Origin of the sequence: Paraburkholderia sp. Tr-20389, from assembly GCF_017104565.1 — a bacterium.
Lineage (GTDB): Bacteria > Pseudomonadota > Gammaproteobacteria > Burkholderiales > Burkholderiaceae > Paraburkholderia.
Genome location: NZ_JAAGPD010000077.1, coordinates 15694 through 33061, shown reverse-complemented (window position 1 = coordinate 33061; position 17368 = coordinate 15694). Strand labels below are relative to the sequence as shown.

12 protein-coding genes are annotated in these 17368 nt (G+C 64.6%); 5 read left to right on the top strand and 7 right to left on the bottom strand.

Annotation, left to right across the window (positions count from 1 at the left end):
* Nucleotides 1-405 precede the first annotated feature (405 nt).
* The 4 genes from G3N95_RS38700 to G3N95_RS38685 all read right to left on the bottom strand — a co-directional run bounded on the left by G3N95_RS38700 (nucleotide 406) and on the right by G3N95_RS38685 (nucleotide 6422).
* Nucleotides 406-2490, bottom strand: a complete 2085-nt coding sequence (locus G3N95_RS38700; protein WP_205975352.1) for a bifunctional diguanylate cyclase/phosphodiesterase — start codon at nucleotides 2488-2490, stop codon at nucleotides 406-408.
* A 266-nt stretch (nucleotides 2491-2756) separates the two neighbouring features.
* Nucleotides 2757-2990, bottom strand: coding sequence for a hypothetical protein (locus G3N95_RS38695; protein WP_205975351.1), 234 nt, complete (start codon nucleotides 2988-2990; stop codon nucleotides 2757-2759).
* Nucleotides 2991-3579: 589 nt separating this feature from the next.
* Entirely contained in the window at nucleotides 3580-5559 is a 1980-nt protein-coding gene (locus G3N95_RS38690) for an alkaline phosphatase PhoX (protein WP_205975350.1), read from the bottom strand.
* A 161-nt stretch (nucleotides 5560-5720) separates the two neighbouring features.
* Nucleotides 5721-6422, bottom strand: a complete 702-nt coding sequence (locus G3N95_RS38685) for an SDR family NAD(P)-dependent oxidoreductase (protein WP_205975349.1) — start codon at nucleotides 6420-6422, stop codon at nucleotides 5721-5723.
* A 624-nt stretch (nucleotides 6423-7046) separates the two neighbouring features.
* Between G3N95_RS38685 and G3N95_RS38680 the strand changes: the two genes are divergently transcribed.
* Nucleotides 7047-7481, top strand: coding sequence for a hypothetical protein (locus G3N95_RS38680; protein WP_241019187.1), 435 nt, complete (start codon nucleotides 7047-7049; stop codon nucleotides 7479-7481).
* On the opposite strand, the gene G3N95_RS38675 is transcribed toward G3N95_RS38680, so the two are convergent.
* The 3 genes from G3N95_RS38675 to G3N95_RS38665 form a co-directional block, all read right to left on the bottom strand.
* Complete coding sequence (locus G3N95_RS38675; protein WP_205975347.1) at nucleotides 7436-8443, bottom strand: AraC family transcriptional regulator; 1008 nt, start codon at nucleotides 8441-8443, stop codon at nucleotides 7436-7438. The genes G3N95_RS38680 and G3N95_RS38675 overlap by 46 nt on opposite strands.
* Before the next feature lie 183 nt (nucleotides 8444-8626).
* Complete coding sequence (locus tag G3N95_RS38670; RefSeq protein ID WP_205975355.1) at nucleotides 8627-10258, bottom strand: fatty acid--CoA ligase; 1632 nt, start codon at nucleotides 10256-10258, stop codon at nucleotides 8627-8629.
* Between the two features lie 230 nt (nucleotides 10259-10488).
* Entirely contained in the window at nucleotides 10489-13188 is a 2700-nt protein-coding gene (locus G3N95_RS38665; RefSeq protein ID WP_205975346.1) for a LuxR C-terminal-related transcriptional regulator, read from the bottom strand.
* A gap of 241 nt (nucleotides 13189-13429) precedes the next feature.
* Between G3N95_RS38665 and G3N95_RS38660 the strand changes: the two genes are divergently transcribed.
* From G3N95_RS38660 to G3N95_RS38645, 4 genes are all read left to right on the top strand, one after another.
* On the top strand, nucleotides 13430-14356 hold the full coding sequence (locus G3N95_RS38660) for a hemerythrin domain-containing protein (protein WP_205975345.1): 927 nt from the start codon (nucleotides 13430-13432) through the stop codon (nucleotides 14354-14356).
* A gap of 12 nt (nucleotides 14357-14368) precedes the next feature.
* Complete coding sequence (locus G3N95_RS38655) at nucleotides 14369-15352, top strand: quinone oxidoreductase (protein WP_205975344.1); 984 nt, start codon at nucleotides 14369-14371, stop codon at nucleotides 15350-15352.
* 1 nt (nucleotide 15353) lies between these two features.
* Complete coding sequence (locus tag G3N95_RS38650) at nucleotides 15354-16202, top strand: TauD/TfdA family dioxygenase (RefSeq protein ID WP_205975343.1); 849 nt, start codon at nucleotides 15354-15356, stop codon at nucleotides 16200-16202.
* A 96-nt stretch (nucleotides 16203-16298) separates the two neighbouring features.
* Entirely contained in the window at nucleotides 16299-17351 is a 1053-nt protein-coding gene (locus G3N95_RS38645) for a 3-keto-5-aminohexanoate cleavage protein (protein ID WP_205975342.1), read from the top strand.
* Nucleotides 17352-17368: the final 17 nt, after the last annotated feature.

Sequence of the window (17368 nt, the reverse complement as noted above, 5' to 3'; positions counted from 1 at the left end):
GCGGCTCAAGCAACTTATCAACGAAAAACGGCCCGGGCGCTCTTGCGCTCGGGCCGTCAAGTCCAGACCGTTTCGTTATACCGTTCGAGTCCTCAAAAGAGACCTTAACTGAACGGCATTACGGCCAAGGCCGGCGCTCATGCTGTAGTTTTGAAGGCCCAGGTCGCCTGACGGCGCCGGAAGGCTAGACATTCGGCAAAGGTTCGCGCCGCGTGGCGCTCACACTTTGCCGACCGTACAACCCTTCGCCTCTTTCGAATTATCGCGTACCGCGCAAACTTCCCCCGTGCGCAAGCAGAGTATCTCCGACCCGCGCGGGCGGCTATGTGGGATACCGAACATTCAGACGAAAGACGCCGGCCGTTTCGGCATCCGCGCAACACATCGCAGCGGCAAACGCTTGCGTCACGACACGCTCGCCTGCGCAGACTCCCGCGAAAGCGCGTCCAGGTCCGCAGCCGGAACCGGCCGTCCGAGCAGAAAGCCTTGCAGCGAATTGCAGCCGAGCCGCGTCAAAAACTCCTTCTGCGTCGTGGTCTCGACGCCTTCCGCGACGATGTCGATCCCGAGCGTCTGTCCGAGCGCGACAACGGACGACACGATGGCGGCATCCTCCGCGTCGTGCGCAAGCTCGCGCACGAAACCGCGGTCGATCTTCAGCTCGCTCGCGGGCAGCCGCTTCAGGTACATCAGGCTCGAATAGCCGGTGCCGAAATCGTCGATGGAAATACGCACGCCCATCTCATGCAGCGTTTGCAGAATGCGCAGACTTGCGTCGACGTCGCGCATCGCGGCCGACTCGGTCACTTCGATCGTCAGGTGACGCGGATCGACGCGATGCCGCGCCAGCGTGTCGCGCACCAGCGCCGTCAGCTGCGGGTGGCTGAACTGCACGGGCGACAGGTTGACGGCGACGTTCCAGTCGCACGCACCCGAATCGAGCCATTCGCGGACCTGGCGGCACGCTTCGTCGAGCACCCATTCGCCGATCGGCACGATCAGGCCCGTCTTCTCGGCGAGCGGAATGAATTCATCGGGGCCGATCATGCCGCGTTTCGGATGCACCCAGCGCACGAGCGCCTCGACGCCTGTGATCGGTCCATCGGGCGCGGCGAACTGCGGCTGATAGTGCAGCACCAGTTCGTTGCGCTCGACGGCCGCACGCAGATCCTGGGTCAGCTGCAACTGGCCCTGCATGTTCTCGTTCATCGACGCGTCGAAGAAACAATGCGCGTTGCGGCCCATCGCCTTCGCGTGATACATCGCGGCGTCGGCGTGCATCAGTACGTCGTGCACCAACGCGCCGTCGGCGGGACACATCGCAATGCCGATGCTGGTCGAAATCCGCAAGTCGTGGCCGTCGACATCGAACGGCGCGCCGACGGCCGCGAGCAGCCGGCCGGCAATCGTCGTCGCGCCCGCTCTGCCCTCGTCGGGTACGAGCAGCACGAACTCGTCGCCGCCGACGCGCGCCACCGTGTCGTTCCCGCGCATGGCTGATGCGAGCCGTTCGGCCACCTGCACCAGCAGCCGGTCGCCCACCTGATGGCCGTAGGCATCGTTGACCACCTTGAAGCCGTCGAGATCCATGAACATCAGCGCGAATTCGCCGCCGTCAGAGCGCACCCTGGCCAGCGCCTCTTCGAGCCGGCCCTCCAGCAGCACGCGGTTCGGCAGCTTGGTCAACGCGTCGTGCAAAGCCAGATAGCCGAGTTCCTGATTGGCTTCCGCGAGCGAACGGGTGAGCGCCGCATTCTCCGTTTCGAGGCGCAGGTCTTCCAGCACGGAAATCGTCAGCGCGACGGTCGTCACCGTGAGCGTCACGATGATGATGACGGGGGCGAGCCACGCGCTGTTCACGCCCTCCGTCGCTGCCGCACACAGGCTGCCTGCCGGAAAGCCCGCCGCCGACATACCCGTGTAGTGCATGCCGACGATCGCGAGACCCATTACGATCGCCGCGCCCGCGCGCAGCGGCCGCATGCGGCGCGAGTTGTGGCGCAGGCTGAACGCCGTCTTTAGTGCAACGCCGGACGCGGCGATGGCGATGACGATCGACAGCGCGAATAGCGGCAAGTCGTAGACGATGCCCGGCTCCATGCGCAGCGCGGCCATACCCGTGTAGTGCATGCCCGCGACGCCGAGGCCCATCAGCACCGCGCCGCTCGCCAGCCGTCCGGCGGGCAGCGTCTCCTGGCACACGAGCCAGAGCGCGAACGCCGACGACGCCACCGCGATCGACAGCGACAGCAGTGTGACGATGGGATCGTAGCCGAGCCGGATCGGCAGGCTGAACGCGAGCATGCCGACGAAGTGCATCGACCAGATACCCAGTCCCATCGCGAATGCGCCGCCCGTCAGCCACCAACGCGCGGACCGGCCGGTCGCCGTCGTGATGCGGCCCGCCATTTCGAGCGAGGTGTACGCAGCCAAAACCGCGACAAGGAGCGAGAACAGCACGAGGAGACTGTTGTAGCTGCCCTGTAACATAAGAGCCCCCAGAATGTTCCCTCGACCGCTTGCCGGACTTCGATGAGTGAAGCAGTCCGTTATCCGCGGAAAGAGGTAAGTGAAGTACGGTTTATCGACAGCTGAACGTAAATGTTAAGTGCGGAATGTCAAATTGCGAGGTTCCGCTCAGTTTTACGATTGCGTTGGGATGCATCCGACTGGCCGGCCGGCGGCATTCGGTGTACGTCGCGATGTCACTGTTGTGATTCTTTTTTCTCGATCCGACGGGCCCGCGAAGCGGCGCGCTAGTCGGTCATCACGAGTATGCGTACCTTGCTGTTCAGCGAGGGCATGATGAAATCGGATACGCGCCCCGCGCGGACATCGAACAGCAGTTGCTCGAGCTTGTCGAGCAGCGAAGGTCCCTGGCTGAGCGCGAAGGCACCCGCGCTCGCGCCGTCCATCTCCCTCATGAGCGAGCGCCGGGCAAGGATGACGCGCTCGACGGCGCTCGCTCTCGATACGAAAAACTCTTCCACGTGGGCCGAATCCTTTTCGGCGCGTTCGTCGTCGTTTGACTGCGCCGGCGAAGCTGTCGAATGGTCGGCGGCGCGTTCGGCACGCCCACGGTGCTTGCGCCGCATCGGCGTCAATACTGACAGACCCGACCGACTTGCGCGCTCGCGTGAAAGAAGCGGTGAGGAAGTGTTCCGCCTGCATCCGTGCGCGCTTCAATTCGAACAGCATCAATCGTCCTTCTGAATGCCGGCGCGCGAACACCACGCTTCGGCAAAGGCGAAATCTGGCTTTGGAACTTCCAGATTGTGACGGGCCCGCAGCGGACTTAGTCTGCACTCGCAAGCCGTCGCCCTCGCCTCGGAACCAGGAGACACATATGCTTTCCGCTTTCGTAGAAACAGTTGGAGCGCTCGGCATTCTGGCGAGCGTCGTAGCGAAGATCGCCGAATGGCACAAGGAGTACCGGCGCTGCAAGAAGGTCTGCGCCAATAAAAAAACCCCTCCTGAGAGGGGTCGATGAATCGCCCGCGAACCGTGCCTTCCGTCCAGCCCGAAGCGTCATCAAATTCCCCGCGATGAGACCCGTGGGGATCGCCGCAAGCGTTGCCGTTACGCGAGCTTGATCGAGGTCGGGTCCGCCGTCAGGTAGCCGACCGCCGAGCCGAAGCGATCCTTGTAATTGGCGCGCACGAGGGGATCGAGCGTCGTCTGCACCTTCGCGTGCAAACTCGTCCAGTCGCCCGCGTGCTGGAAATTGCTCATGATGTACGTCCAGCCGTTGATTTCGTCGACGGCATGCAGCCCCGTCGACTCCGCACCCGCCGGGCACGACAGGATGCGCGACAGCGTCTTCGTGTCGACGTGGTACGTCCACAGGAAGTTGTTCACGTGCATGCCGCTGTCTTCGCCGATGAAGAGCGTGCGCAGTTTCTCCGAGAACTTGAGGTTGTCTGGGTTCGCGATCTTGTCGGCGTTCGCCGTGTTGCCGAGGCTATCCGCCGTCGCCAGGTCTTCGCCGACGAGCGCGGCGGGCGCGCTCATGTCGACGGGCACCCATTCGCTGTTGATGGCCGCGCCGCCCAGGTCGCTTTGTCCGGCCTTCATGTTCAGCGCGTAGACGGCGCCCGACGAAATGCCCTTGTCGAGCGCGATGTCGGTCGAATGCGCGTTGCCGCGCACCATCGACGACGTGATTTGCGACATCGCCGAGTAAAGAATCTTGTCCTTCGCGTTGACGGTCGTGCCTTCGAGCTTCGTGAAGCCCATGCTCGCACCGCGCAACGCGGCGTAGCGGTGCGTTTCGAGGAACGCGGCCGCTTTCTCCATACCCGACTTGATGCGGATCCAGTTGAACTTGCCGCCGAAGTGAATCCGCGTGTAGGTCGGATCGGTGGGCGGATTGGACTCGTCGGTGACGATGTCCATGATGTCCGTGATGGTCAGCGTGTTGGCGAGCGCTTCGATTTCGTCGCTGGTCGCGTGGCCGAGATTGAGCCACGTGAGCGTCGCGGAACCCGCGCCCGCCGACGATGTTTGCGCCCACTTCGCCACGTACAGCGTGCCCGAGGACAGGTTCGCTTCGTTGTCGGCGACGAACATGAAGAGGCCGCCGTTGGTCGCATCGTCGCCCATCAGCACGGTGCGCTTGTCCGGCATCACCTGAATCAGCTCGTGCGAGATACGGCCCAGGCAGTAGTGCTTCTTGACCGTGCCCGTGCCGTCGGGATTCACGGTGACTTCCGGCAAATGCCCATAGTGATACGGGCGCGCCGTCGATGTGCTGCCGTACAGGTTCTGGCTATACGCCTGGAACTGTGTATTCGTCGCGATCGTTGCGGCGTCCGGCTCGTACTCTTCGCTCGACAGGTGCGTATTCCACGGCGACAGGCTCGCGCCGCACGTGATCCACAGACCATGCGCGCCAGACGTATCGACATTCGAATAACTGACCAGCGTGAGCTTGCCCGTCGCCGGATCCTGATCGAGCGTGAGCACCGCGATCGGCGACGGCAGCTTGCCGTACATGTCGCCTGCCGTCGTCTGCGTCTGGTCGCGCGTCGTGTATTCGAACTGCACGACGGCGAACACCGGGTTGCCCTTCACGCCCTTCACGGTCGGCTTGTCCAGGCGGATCAGCGAGGTTCCGTCGGGGCAATCGGAGAAGAACTGGCGCTCCTTGCCGGCCACCGAGCGGTCGATGATCGGCTGGTTATTGATGTCGAAATAACCGCCCGCGACGATCGTGCCGCCCGTCGTGTTGGACACCGTGTCGCCCGTGATGAAGAACGGCTGGTACGCGAGCTTGTACGTGCGGCTGCTGCCGTCGCTGAACTGCGCAGTCAGCGTCGAGGCGACCGTGGTCGTCGCCATCGCAGCGGCGTCGGCCAGCGACGGCGCAGCCATGCCGCCGAACGACGCCGCCGTGAAGGCAGCCGTCGACACGGCGGGCGTGGTGCTGGCCGCGTGATCGTTGCCGCTGCCGCACGCCGCGAGCAGCGAAGCCGCGGCCGCGCTGCCGAGCGGCAGCATCGGTGCGCCGGCAATGATCTTGAGGGCCTTGCGGCGTGAGATGTCGAGGGGCTGCGCCATGTTCTTGTGATCCATTGTTGGGGATGGGTTGGTTGACTCAACAACCAGTCCACGCCTGGATCAGGCAGTCCACGGCGCGCCGGTATGACGCGCTACTTTAGGAAATGATTATGAAATATGTTTGACAGGCTTTAGTAATGTCTAAAAAATGCTGGCAGCCGTCACACCCGGCCTGCAACGGGAATTAGCGCGCCCGTGATGCACTGCGCCTCCTTCGACAGCAGGAACGCGATCACCGCGCCGATCTGTTCCGGCGTCACCCAACGGGTGAAATCGGCATCGGGCATGTCCGCGCGATTCTGCGGCGTGTCGATGATGCTGGGCAGGATCGCGTTCACGGTCGCGCCTTTGTCTTTGAGTTCTTCGGCGAGTGCTTCCGTGAGACGCATCACGCCCGCCTTCGACGCGGCATATGCGCCCATTCCCATGCCCGCCTTCAGGCCCGCCATCGCGCCCACGTTGACGATCCGTCCGCCCGCCGCTCGCGTCAGATGCCACAGCGCCGCCTTCGACGCGTTCAGTGTCGTCTTCACGTTCACATCGAACATGCGCTCCCAGGTATCGGCGCTGCCGTCGGCGATCGACTCCCAGCTGAAGCCGCCTGCAACATTCACGAGCGCATTCAGACCACCGAGTTGGCTCGCGATCGAATCGACCGCGCGTTGGGCCGCGTCGCGTTCCGCGAGATCAGTGCCGCTTACGACACACGCCTGATCGAGCGAGGAAGGCAGTTTCGCCGGAGGCTTGCCTCTGCCGATCAACGCGACCTTCGCGCCGCGCTCCGCGAGCGCTTGCGCCGTCACGAGACCGAGATTGCCAAAGGCGCCTGTAATCGCGACGATCGTTCCGTCCAAGCTGTTCATGAAGTACGCGCTCCCAACGCAGGTCCAGGTTCATCGAAAGCGCGCGCCGTCACGCATGCATTTGCGACCGACGACGCGCACGACGAACAGTGTTGTCGCAAGGCACGCTCGCGTCAATCGTCGAGGTGTGCGTGAGCGCATCGCCATGCATGCGGCGTGCGATCGCTTCTGGCAAGCATGTAGGCATTCCTTTTAATCGACGCGAACCGCAAGGCACCGTGCAACGCACGACGCGCGGCAAACCGCAACGGACGCGAGGCAAAGTCGGCTCGCCGCGCACAACAAAAATGGACGATCGGATAAAGAGGCGCGACGCGAGGGCAAGGGTCATCGATGCATGTTGCCTCATAGTGAATCTCGAGACGGCATCGAGCACCATGAATCATCTGTTGCAGCAAGCGCGTTCAACAACGTCGGGCAGCAAGGTCTTGTGAAGTCAGGGTGTGCAGCCAGTTCCATCGCCGTGGTCAGGCGCGACGCATCACGCGCCATCGGCGAGGAGAATCCGCGACACCTTGCGTAACAGGAGGCCTTGTCATGCATCACCGGACGGACTTGCAACGACGCTCCCTCAGCGATGATTCACATGCTCGACTGCTCGCGCACTTGCACAGCGACCCGCTGATGCGCGAGAGCCTTGCGCTCCTGCCGCCCGTGTTGCTGTTCGCGTTACTGCATGTGCACACGCATGTCGGATGGGATGTGTGCTTCGCGGCCGCGCGTCAGTTGAACAACGACCACGGCCGACATATGCGCGAACTCAGCACCGCTCTCTCGCTGCTCAAGTCGCTGCGCGGCACCCGGATACTCGATCCGCTTGCATGGCACGCCGCGCTGCGTCGCCTGATCCACGCAATGGCAAGCGAGCTTAGTGCGCTGCATGCGACGCCGATGCAAACGTCGAGGCGCATGAGCCCCACTCTGACAGCGACACGCGGCACGCGCAGAGCACGAACGCGCCGCCGCGTGCTGCATGCGCTGCACAGTAGTCATCTTCTGCTGGACTTTGCGCGCTACTGGCTCGCTGCCAGAACCTCCGCGCCCGTCACCTGGCTGTGACGCTTGCGCCACGCAGCAGGTGGTTGACCGAACTCGCGTCTGAACGCGCGATGAAACGCCGATTCCGATTCGTAGCCCACCTCTTCGGCAATCGCTGCAATCGCCTTGCTGCTATACGACAGTTCCTGCGCCGCGACGATCAGGCGCCAGCGCGCAAGGTATTGCATTGGCGGTTGCCCTAGCAGGTCGCTGAAGCGCTGTGCGAAAGCGGAGCGCGACAGGCCGACCTTGCGGGCCAGTTCGTCGACGGTCCAGCCGTAGGCCGGTTGCGCATGCAGTATCGACAGCGCGCGGCCGACGAAGCGGTCCTTCACACCCGCAAGCCAGTTCTTGCGATCGTCGGGTAGTTCGTCGATGCAGCGCCGCACCGCCCACACGAACAGCAACTCCGACAAACGCGAGAGCACGATGGCGCTGCCTGCACGCCGTTGAGCCGCTTCTTCGGCGGCATAGCGCAATGAAGCCTCGATCCATGCCGATTGCGGATCGTTGCGCACATCGACCTTGAAGAGTCGCGGCAGCGAACCGAGCACGGGATTGGTGAGCGCGTCGTCACATGCGAGAAAGCCGCACAGGATCCGCGTCGGCGCGCCGCCTCCCCCGTGCGAGAGATTCAGCACTTCGCCCGGCATCGTCGCTAGTTGAGTTTCGAGCAGCGGCCCGGCGGGCACGGGAGGAATATCGAGCGCGCTGCCCATGATGTGCGCCTCGCCTTGCGGCACGACGAGCAGTTCGCCGGCACTGACTCGGATGGCAGGATCAGACGAATCGGGAAGCCGCGCCCAGCAGCTTCCTTCCGTGATCAGATGATAGGAGACGATGCGGTCCGATCTCGGCAGATACGCCGTGCACAACGCCTGATCCGCGTGACCGATCAGGCTCCACGGCGCCGTCAGTTCGGCGTGAAGATAAACCGCGCCGCCCAGGCGCACGACGCGCAGCACGTCGGAGACCGCATCCATGAAGCACCATCCTTCTTCGGCATTTTGCTAAAAGACGGCACATGTGCCGTCTTTTGCAAGTTCACCGAAAGGATACTCTCGCTGCGCGCGGGCGTCGCGCGGACTGCACACACTGCGCTCCTTGAAACGCTTCATGCAGTCGCCGTCTACGCTCGCAAGCCTGACTGCTTCAAAACAACTTCGTCATTCGAAGCGTTGGCGCAGCAGCTTCTTGTCGATCTTGCCGACGCTCGTCTTCGGAATCGCGGCGACGAAGATCACGCGTTCGGCCTCGGGCACCGCATAGCGGCTGATGCGTTTCGCGGCGGCGTGGCCCAGCAGATGCGCGCGCACGTCGTGCGCATCGAGTGTCGCGTGTGGACGCAATACGATCAGTGCCTTCGGACGTTCGCCCCAGCGTTCGTCCTGCACACCGATCACCGCGCTTTCCTCGACGTCGTTCAGTTCGTTGATGAGCGCCTCGATCTCGATCGACGACACCCATTCGCCGCCCGTCTTGATCACGTCCTTGATGCGGTCGACGATCTGCACGTAGCCATCCGCCGTCATCACGGCGACGTCCTGCGTATGCAGATAGCCGCCTGCCCACAACGCTTCGGATGCTTCCGGCTGGTTGTGATAACCGGGCGTCAGGTACGGCGAGCGCAACACGATCTCGCCCTGCGCGCGGCCATCGCGCGGCACGTCGTTCATCTGCGCATCGACGACGCGCAGCTCGACCATCGGCACGGGCCGGCCCGTCATGCAGCGCCTGCGCACGGATTCGTCGATGCCGACAGCCTCGACGTCCGGCGCGAACTGCGACAGCGCCGCAACCGGCCCCGTCTCCGACATGCCATAGCCTGCGAACACATCGATGCCCTGTTCGAGCGCTGCACGGCACAAGGTCGGCGACAGCGCCGAGCCGCCGATGATCATCGTCCAGCCCGACAGGTCTTGCGAATCGCGCGCCGCCGCGTCGAGCAGCATTTGCAGAATGGTCGGCACACAATGCGAGAAGGTGACGCGTTCGGTCTTCCTCAGATGCAGCAGCGTCTCCGGTTGATAGCGTCCCGGCAGCACGATCTTCAGCCCGAGCATCACGGCGATATACGGCATGCCCCATGCGAGCACATGGAACATCGGCGTGATCGGCATGTAGACGTCATCGCGATGCAGACGCTGGCCCGTGCGCGGCGAACAGAGCGTCATCGCGGTGGCGAGCGTGTGCAGCACGATCTGCCGATGGCTGTAGCACACGCCCTTCGGATCGCCCGTCGTGCCTGTCGTGTAGAAGATCGCGGCGCGCGTGTTCTCGTCGAAGTCCTCGAACACGAAATCGTCCGGCATCGACGACACGAGCTGTTCGTATTCGCCGGCAACGTCCAGCGAAGTGGAAGGCAGCGTCGCGTCGTCGCTCGCGACGATTACCTCGCGCAGGTGCTTCAGTTCGCCGCGAATCGATTCGACGACGGGCAGAAACTCGCTATTGACGATCAGCACTTCGGCGCGCGCGTCGTTCAACGTGTACGCGATCTGCTGCGCCGAAATGCGCACGTTCACGGTGAAGATCGTCGCGCCCATCATCGGTATCGCGAAGTAGCTTTCCAGATAGCGATGCGTGTCCCAGTCCATGACCGCGACCGTCGAACCCTCGCGCACGCCGCGCGATGCGAGTGCATTGGCGAGCTGGCCGACGCGTCGGCGGAAATCGGCGAAGGTGTAGCGCAGGTCGCCGCGATAGGTGATCTGCTGATCGGCGGACACGCTCAGCGAATTGACGAGCAATTGCTTGACGAGCAGCGGATAGGCGTAGGCGGAGGCAGCGGTGGTCATCAGGTGGTCGGGCGTCTCGGTTACTCGCACGAATGGCTCCCGTTGGTGGAAGTCGGCGCCGCCCGGATGAGCGGCACAATGAAAGCGAGAGTACGAAACGTGAACGAACCCTACCCCCCCAGGCGGGAGGGGGTGGGTTCTGGAGAATAGAGCGGAGCCGGGGCTTGTGCGCCGTGGACGATGCCGATGACGTGCTGCGGCACTTCAGCGCATGGCGGGACAACAGACGCCTACTGAGCGCCTTCCAGCAGCCCAAGAACGAGCGCGCGACGCACGGCGTGCTTGCGCGAACTCGCGTCGAGCTTGCCGAACAGATTCTTTAGATGCCACTTGACGGTCTCCTCGCCGACCGACATCGCAAGTGCGATCTCCTTGTTCGACAGGCTGCGCCCGAGCAATTCGAGGATCTCGCGCTCCTTCGGCGTCAGGACGACGCTCGGCACCGCGCGCGGCGCGCCGGCTGCGGCGCGCGCCGGCACGGGGACGACGCGCGGCGCGGGCATCGCGTGAACGGGCTGGCCCGCATTGGCTTCTTCTTCGGCGACGCGCCGCATCCAGTCTGCGATCGCGGGATGTGCATCGGCGAGCGCGCGCGTCAGACTGAACGTGCTGGCCAGATTCATCGCTTCGAGCAACAGCGGCCGGCCTTGCTCGCTGGTTTGCTCCAGCGCGAACGCGCGCAGCACCATGATCTCGATCCGGTATCGGCCGAGTTTCATCGCGTTGGCATGTTCGAGCGCGACGGCAAGCGTATCGAGCGATTGCGTCCAGCGTCGCGCGGCGATCGCCGCATATCCGTGTGACAAGGCCTGCAACATTGCGACATGCCTGCCCCATAGCGGCCCGTGATGCGCAGCCTCCTGCGCGACGATTTCGTCAATCCGCCCAGCCAGCGCCTCGCACGTTTGCGCGCGATAGCGAGCAGCGTGCATGCGCACCTGCTCCGCGAGGCTCGCGACACACAGACGCGGCATATGGCGCGAGACGCCCATCGCGTGCATGGCCTCCAGCAGATCGAGCGCGCGATGCTCGACGCCCTGCACGGCCGCGATCTGCGCCGCCGTGCGATACGCGAGCATCATCATTTCCGGCGTGCCGCCGCGCTCCAGCACGTCGAGCCGGTTCGCCAGCAAGGCCGCTGCCTGCTCGATGCGATCGGTTTCGTAGCACAGCGCCGCGCACATCGCTGCGAACATGCAGGTCAGCGGATGGCGCCGGCCAAGATCGGCTTCGGCGCTGGCGAGCGCGGGCATCAGCACGGATTCCGCCAGACTCAACTGCCCTTCGAGCAGATAGCTGAAGCCGATCGTGTGATCGCCCCAGCGGATCACGTAACCGGTGCCCGCCCCGTTTTCGTTGCGCGGCGCGAGTTGTTGCTGGAAGCGCCGCGCCTGTGCGGGCTCGCCCTGAAGAATCGCGAGCGCCGAAAGACGGTTCGCCTGAATCTGCGCGAGCCACGATCCGGCGGGCGGCTCGGCATCCAGCCACGGCTCGAACAGCGTTACGAAACGGTCGATCTCGTCGGCATAGTACGCGGCCGCGCTGAGGATCAACGCGCATTCGTAGCGCAGTTCAGGCGCAGCGTCGGGATCGGCGAGCACCCGTTCGACCTGGCGTTCGGCCTCGTCGTGACGCTCGCTGAGCGCCAGCACCCACGCGGCGGCAAGACGCAGACGCGGCCTGCGCTCCAGTTCGTCCTCGGGCAGCAATTCGAGCCAGTCGCGCACTGCCGACAGGCTGCCTTTCTTCACGGCGTCGTACAGGCATCGTTCGGCGAGATCGTAAGCGACCTGATGCTGCCCTGCCGCATGCGCGTGGCGCGCCGCCTCGTCGAGCATGCCGTGCGCGGCGAGCCATGCCGACGCGCGCGCGTGCAGGTCCGCGCGCTCGGCGTCGGGCAACGCGGCGAGCCGTCCTCGCAGCACGTCGCGCACCAGCACGTGAAGCCGGCACCACGCGCTGTCTTCGCTCGCGATGAAGACGGGCGTGTCGCGCACCAGCCGCGCGAGGCGCTCAGGCGCGCCGCTGTCGCCCGTCAGCGCTTCGCACAGTTGCGGATGCAGCCGGTCGGCGACGCTGATGCGCGTCAGGAACGCATCGTCGTCGGGCGACAGCTTCGAGATCAGCGCGACGACGAGGTGATCGCGCAAGCCGCCATGATCGGCCGACAACGCCTGCGCCGCCCGGCGCGGATCGTCGGCGCGCGCCATCGCTGCCAGCGCGAGTTGCAGGCCGAGCGGCCAGCCATCGGACAGTTCGAAAAGCCGCGCGCACACGTCCGCTTCGACGCGGGCGCCGAAGCGCTCGCCAATCAGCGAAATCGCCTCGTCGAGCCGGAAGCGCAGCAGGTCCGGCCCGATCATTTCGCCCGCGCCGTAGGCGAGCAGATCGCCCGCCGCGTCGTCGAGACCGCGCCGCGCCGCCACCGCCACGCGCAGATTTTGCGGCGCGTTGTGCAGCAGATAAGCGAGCGCGGCCAGACCTGCGGCGGGCAGCCGCTCGGCTTCGTCGACAATCAGCACGACTTCGAGCGAAAGCTGCGCGACCTCGGCGAGCCACGCGGTGATGCCTTCCAGTTCGCGCGACGGCGCCGCCGGGCTGTTCAGCACGAGCCGCCCGAAGGTGGGACGCGCACAGCCGGTGCGCACCGCGTGCACGAGCCCGAGCAGAAAGCGCTGCGCGTCGTCGCGCTCGTCGACGGACAGCCACGCGACGGCCACGCCGCGAGCCAGATGTTCGCGCCGCCATTGCGCAAGCAAGGACGTCTTGCCGTAGCCCGCGGGCGCCTGAACGAGCGCAACCTGCAGATTGCGCAGACGCGGCTCGTCGACGCCAAGACGCGCGCGCGTCAACAGATGCTGCGGCGCACGCGGCGCGATGGTCTTCAGAACCAGCTCGGTGTCGGCGTCGCCGTTATGGGTCGTTGCCATTGGGGCATTATCGGTCGGGATACGAAACAGCTTACGCGAGCGCCGCGCCAGCGCAAAGCCGGAGAGTCCCGGCCAGGGGCGCACACAGTCCCCCCCTCTTGGCGAGTGGGGTTTCGATGCCCCTCCCTCACTACCATAGCCTTCAATAGATATTGCGAGCGAGGCCAATCATGCAGTTCAAGTCGATGGCGGGCAATGCCCGTCTGCTTCGCCGCCCCCTTCAAGCAAGCTAGTGGACGCCATGTATCGTCATTTTTTCGTCCCCGTAGGCGGCACCGACGCGGCAATCGAAGCAGTCGGGCACGCGCTCGAGTTCGCGAGGTCGATCGGCGCGCGCGTCACTTTTTTCGACGCGTGCTGTGAAGCGTCCGCCGAAAACCGCGCAGCGGAACGGCTCGCCAAAGCCGAAGCAGCCGCCCGCGCACAAGGCGTGCCGTGCGCTTGCGCGCCGCGCGCCGTGGCGCACACAAGCGGTTTCGCGCTCGAGATCGTCGTCGAGTTGGCGCGCGCCCAGGGTTGCGACCTGTTGTGCGCATCCGCCGATGCGCCGTGGCTCATGCGCCAGCGCGATGCCGGCGACGCGTTCGCCTCGTGTGGTATGCCCGTGCTGATGTGTACCGCGCAGCGGCATCGCGTGGCCGATCTGGTGATCGGCAAGCTGCTCGGCCAGCATCGCGCAACCGGTGCGCAGCTTCACGCGTTGCTGTGCAACATGCGCGCGGCCGTCTCGCGCGGCGAGCCTTCCGGCGCAGTCGCGATGGATTCGATCGTCGCTGCGCTGCGCAACGTGCAGTCGTTGCGCGACCGGCCGGGCAAGGATGCGTGCGTGTTCTCGCGGCTGCGCGAACGCACCTCCGCGTTCGACGCCGAACTCGACGAACTCGAACACCAGCATCGGCATGAAGTACGCCTGCTCGACGCGCTGATCGACAGCGCCCGCGCAGCGGCGAAAGACGAGCTTCCGCCAGCGTGCTTCGAACAGCAGTTGCAGACCTGCGCCCAGTTCGTCTGGGAGCACATGGGACGCGAAGAAGGCGTCATCCTGCCCGCCGCGCGCCGCTATCTCAGCGATGCGGACTGGCAGGAAATCGGCGCGGCACTCGCAGTCGTCGCGCCATCCACGAACCTTGAACACACCATCGGCGAGCTTCGCAGCTCGCGAGCATGACAGGAGACAAGCATGCCAAGTGCAGTCCGCTTTTATGAAACCGGCTCGCCGGAAGTCCTTCGTTGGGAACATGTCGAGCGCGCCGAACCCGGTCCGGGCGAAGTGCGCCTGCGTCACGCGGCCGTGGGCCTGAACTTCGCCGACATCTATTTCCGCACCGGCCTCTATCCGGCGAAACTGCCGTCGGGCATCGGCATGGAAGGCTCGGGCGTGGTCGAAGCCGTCGGCGACAACGTGACGGACTTCAAGCCGGGCGATCGCGTCACCTACACCGGCAGCCCGCTCGGCGCCTATGCATCGGAGCGCGTACTGCCTGCCGCCTGCCTGATTCATCTGCCCGACGAGATTCCGTTCGAAACGGCAGCGGCCATGACGATGCGCGGCCTGACGTCGGCGTATCTGATGCGGCGCATTTATCAGTGGAAACGCGGCGATACGTTCCTGCTGCACGCGGCAGCGGGCGGCGTCGGTCTGATCGTGAGCCAATGGGCGAAGCTGCTCGGGCTCAACGTGATCGGCACGGTATCGACGGAAGAGAAGGCCGAGATCGCGCGTGCTCACGGTTGCGATCACATCATCTACTATCGACGTGAGGACGTCGCGAAACGCGTACGCGAACTCACGGACGGTGTCGGCGTGCCCGTGGTGATCGACAGCGTCGGCAAGGACACGCTGTCGGCCTCGCTCGATTCGCTGAAGCGGCGCGGTCTGCTGGTCGGCGTCGGCACGTCGTCGGGCGCGTTTCCGCCGATCGACGCGATGCAGCTTGCGATCAAGGGCTCGCTGTTCTTCACGCGCCCCGCGCTCGCCGACTACATCGCCGATCCGGCCGAGAAGGCCGAACTCGCGGGCGAACTGTTCGGGCACGTCGCTGCCGGCCGTATCAAGATCGAGATCAACCAGCGCTACGAGCTGAACGACGCCGTGCAGGCGCATCGCGATCTCGAAGCGGGCAAGACCACGGGTTCGTCGATTTTCGTCGTTCAGGGAGACTGACATGCGTGTCGAACAGCTGACCTGTTCCATCGGAGCCGAACTCACGGGCGTCGATCTCGCCGACGCCGTGCATGACGACGGCCTGTTCGCCGAGATTCGCACCGCGCTGCTGAAGCATCGCGTGCTGTTCCTGCGCGACCAGGAAATCACGCGCGCCCAGCACGTCGCGTTTGCACGGCGTTTCGGCGAACTCGAAGATCACCCCATCGCGGGCAGCGATCCCGATCATCCCGGCCTCGTGCGCATCTACAAGACGCCGGACCAGCCGAACGACCGCTACGAGAACGCGTGGCACACGGACGCCACCTGGCGCGCCGCGCCGCCGTTCGGCTGCGTGCTGCGCTGCGTGGAATGCCCGCCCGTCGGCGGCGACACGATGTGGGCGAACATGGTGCTCGCGTACGAGAACCTGCCCGAGCACGTGAAGACGCAGATCGCCGATCTGCGCGCGCGCCACAGCATCGAAGCGAGCTTCGGCGCCGCGATGCCGATCGAAAAGCGCCATGCACTGAAAGCGCAGTATCCGGATGCCGAGCATCCCGTGGTCCGCACGCATCCCGAAACCGGCGAGAAGGTGCTGTTCGTCAACGCCTTCACGACGCACTTCACCAACTATCACACGCCCGAGCGCGTGCGCTTCGGCCAGGACGCCAATCCCGGCGCGAGCATGCTGCTCAACTATCTCGTGAGCCAGGCGTACGTGCCCGAGTACCAGGTGCGCTGGCGCTGGCAGAAGAACAGCATCGCGATCTGGGACAACCGCAGCACGCAGCACTATGCGGTGATGGATTACCCACCGTGTCATCGCAAGATGGAACGCGCGGGAATCGTTGGCGACGTGCCGTTCTAAGCGCACCAAACCGCACTCAATCGCCGTAACCAAATTCATTTCCGATAGCCCGTCGACGACGGGCGGATCGAACACGTACATACCTGGAGGACGACAATGCAATTTCTCGACGACTCGCTGCACCCGGAGCATCAGGACAAGGTGGTGATCACGGTCGCGCCGTACGGGCCCGAATGGATGCCGGAAGATTTCCCCGAAGACATCCCCGTGACGATGGAAGAGCAGATCCAGAAGGCCGTCGACTGCTACAACGCAGGCGCCACGGTGCTGCATCTGCATGTGCGCGAACTCGACGGCAAGGGCTCGAAGCGTCTGTCGAAGTTCAACGAGCTGATCGCCGGCGTGCGCGCCGCAGTGCCCGACATGATCATCCAGGTGGGCGGCTCCATTTCGTTCGCGCCGGAAAGCGATGGCGAGGCCGCCAAGTGGCTGTCCGACGACACGCGTCACATGCTCGCCGAACTCGATCCGAAGCCCGATCAGGTCACCGTCGCGATCAACACGACGCAGATGAACATCATGGAACTGCTGTATCCGGAATACCTCGCAGGCACCTCGCTCGCGAATCCGGCGTACCAGGCCGCGTACAGCGAGATGACCGTGCCCGCCGGTCCGGCATGGGTCGAAGAGCATCTGCGCCGTCTGCAGGCATCGGGCATTCAGCCGCACTTCCAGCTGACGGGCATGCACGCGCTCGAAACGCTTGAACGGCTGGTCCGCAAGGGCGTGTACACGGGTCCGCTGAACCTGACGTGGATCGGCATCGGCGGCGGCTTCGACGGTCCGAACCCGTTCAACTTCTTCAACTTCATTCATCGTGCGCCGAACGGCTGCACGCTGACGGCCGAGTCGCTGCTGAAGAACGTGCTGCCGTTCAACACGATGGCGCTGGCGATGGGTCTGCATCCGCGCTGCGGCATCGAAGACACGATCATCGATCAGCACGGCAACCGCATGACCTCGGTGCAGCAGATCGAGCAGACGGTGCGCATCGCGCGCGAACTGGGCCGCGAAATCGCGAGCGGCAAGGAAGCGCGCGACATCTACCGGATCGGCGTGCAATACCGTGACGCCGACGAGACGCTCGCCGCGAACGGCATGGCGCCGAACCGCAAGCAGGGACAAAAGAACCTGCCGCTGGCCGCGTGACGCATGCTGTACTGACG

Excerpts from the sequence above, each read along its gene's own strand:
- G3N95_RS38700 (WP_205975352.1), bottom strand. The coding sequence starts at position 2,490 with ATGTTACAGGGCAGCTACAACAGTCTCCTCGTGCTGTTCTCGCTCCTT.
- G3N95_RS38660 (WP_205975345.1), top strand. The coding sequence starts at position 13,430 with ATGTATCGTCATTTTTTCGTCCCCGTAGGCGGCACCGACGCGGCAATC.
- G3N95_RS38690 (WP_205975350.1), bottom strand. The coding sequence starts at position 5,559 with ATGGCGCAGCCCCTCGACATCTCACGCCGCAAGGCCCTCAAGATCATT.
- G3N95_RS38675 (WP_205975347.1), bottom strand. The coding sequence starts at position 8,443 with ATGGATGCGGTCTCCGACGTGCTGCGCGTCGTGCGCCTGGGCGGCGCG.
- G3N95_RS38650 (WP_205975343.1), top strand. The coding sequence starts at position 15,354 with ATGCGTGTCGAACAGCTGACCTGTTCCATCGGAGCCGAACTCACGGGC.
- G3N95_RS38655 (WP_205975344.1), top strand. The coding sequence starts at position 14,369 with ATGCCAAGTGCAGTCCGCTTTTATGAAACCGGCTCGCCGGAAGTCCTT.
- G3N95_RS38680 (WP_241019187.1), top strand. The coding sequence starts at position 7,047 with ATGCGCGAGAGCCTTGCGCTCCTGCCGCCCGTGTTGCTGTTCGCGTTA.
- G3N95_RS38645 (WP_205975342.1), top strand. The coding sequence starts at position 16,299 with ATGCAATTTCTCGACGACTCGCTGCACCCGGAGCATCAGGACAAGGTG.
- G3N95_RS38665 (WP_205975346.1), bottom strand. The coding sequence starts at position 13,188 with ATGGCAACGACCCATAACGGCGACGCCGACACCGAGCTGGTTCTGAAG.
- G3N95_RS38685 (WP_205975349.1), bottom strand. The coding sequence starts at position 6,422 with ATGAACAGCTTGGACGGAACGATCGTCGCGATTACAGGCGCCTTTGGC.
- G3N95_RS38670 (WP_205975355.1), bottom strand. The coding sequence starts at position 10,258 with ATGACCACCGCTGCCTCCGCCTACGCCTATCCGCTGCTCGTCAAGCAA.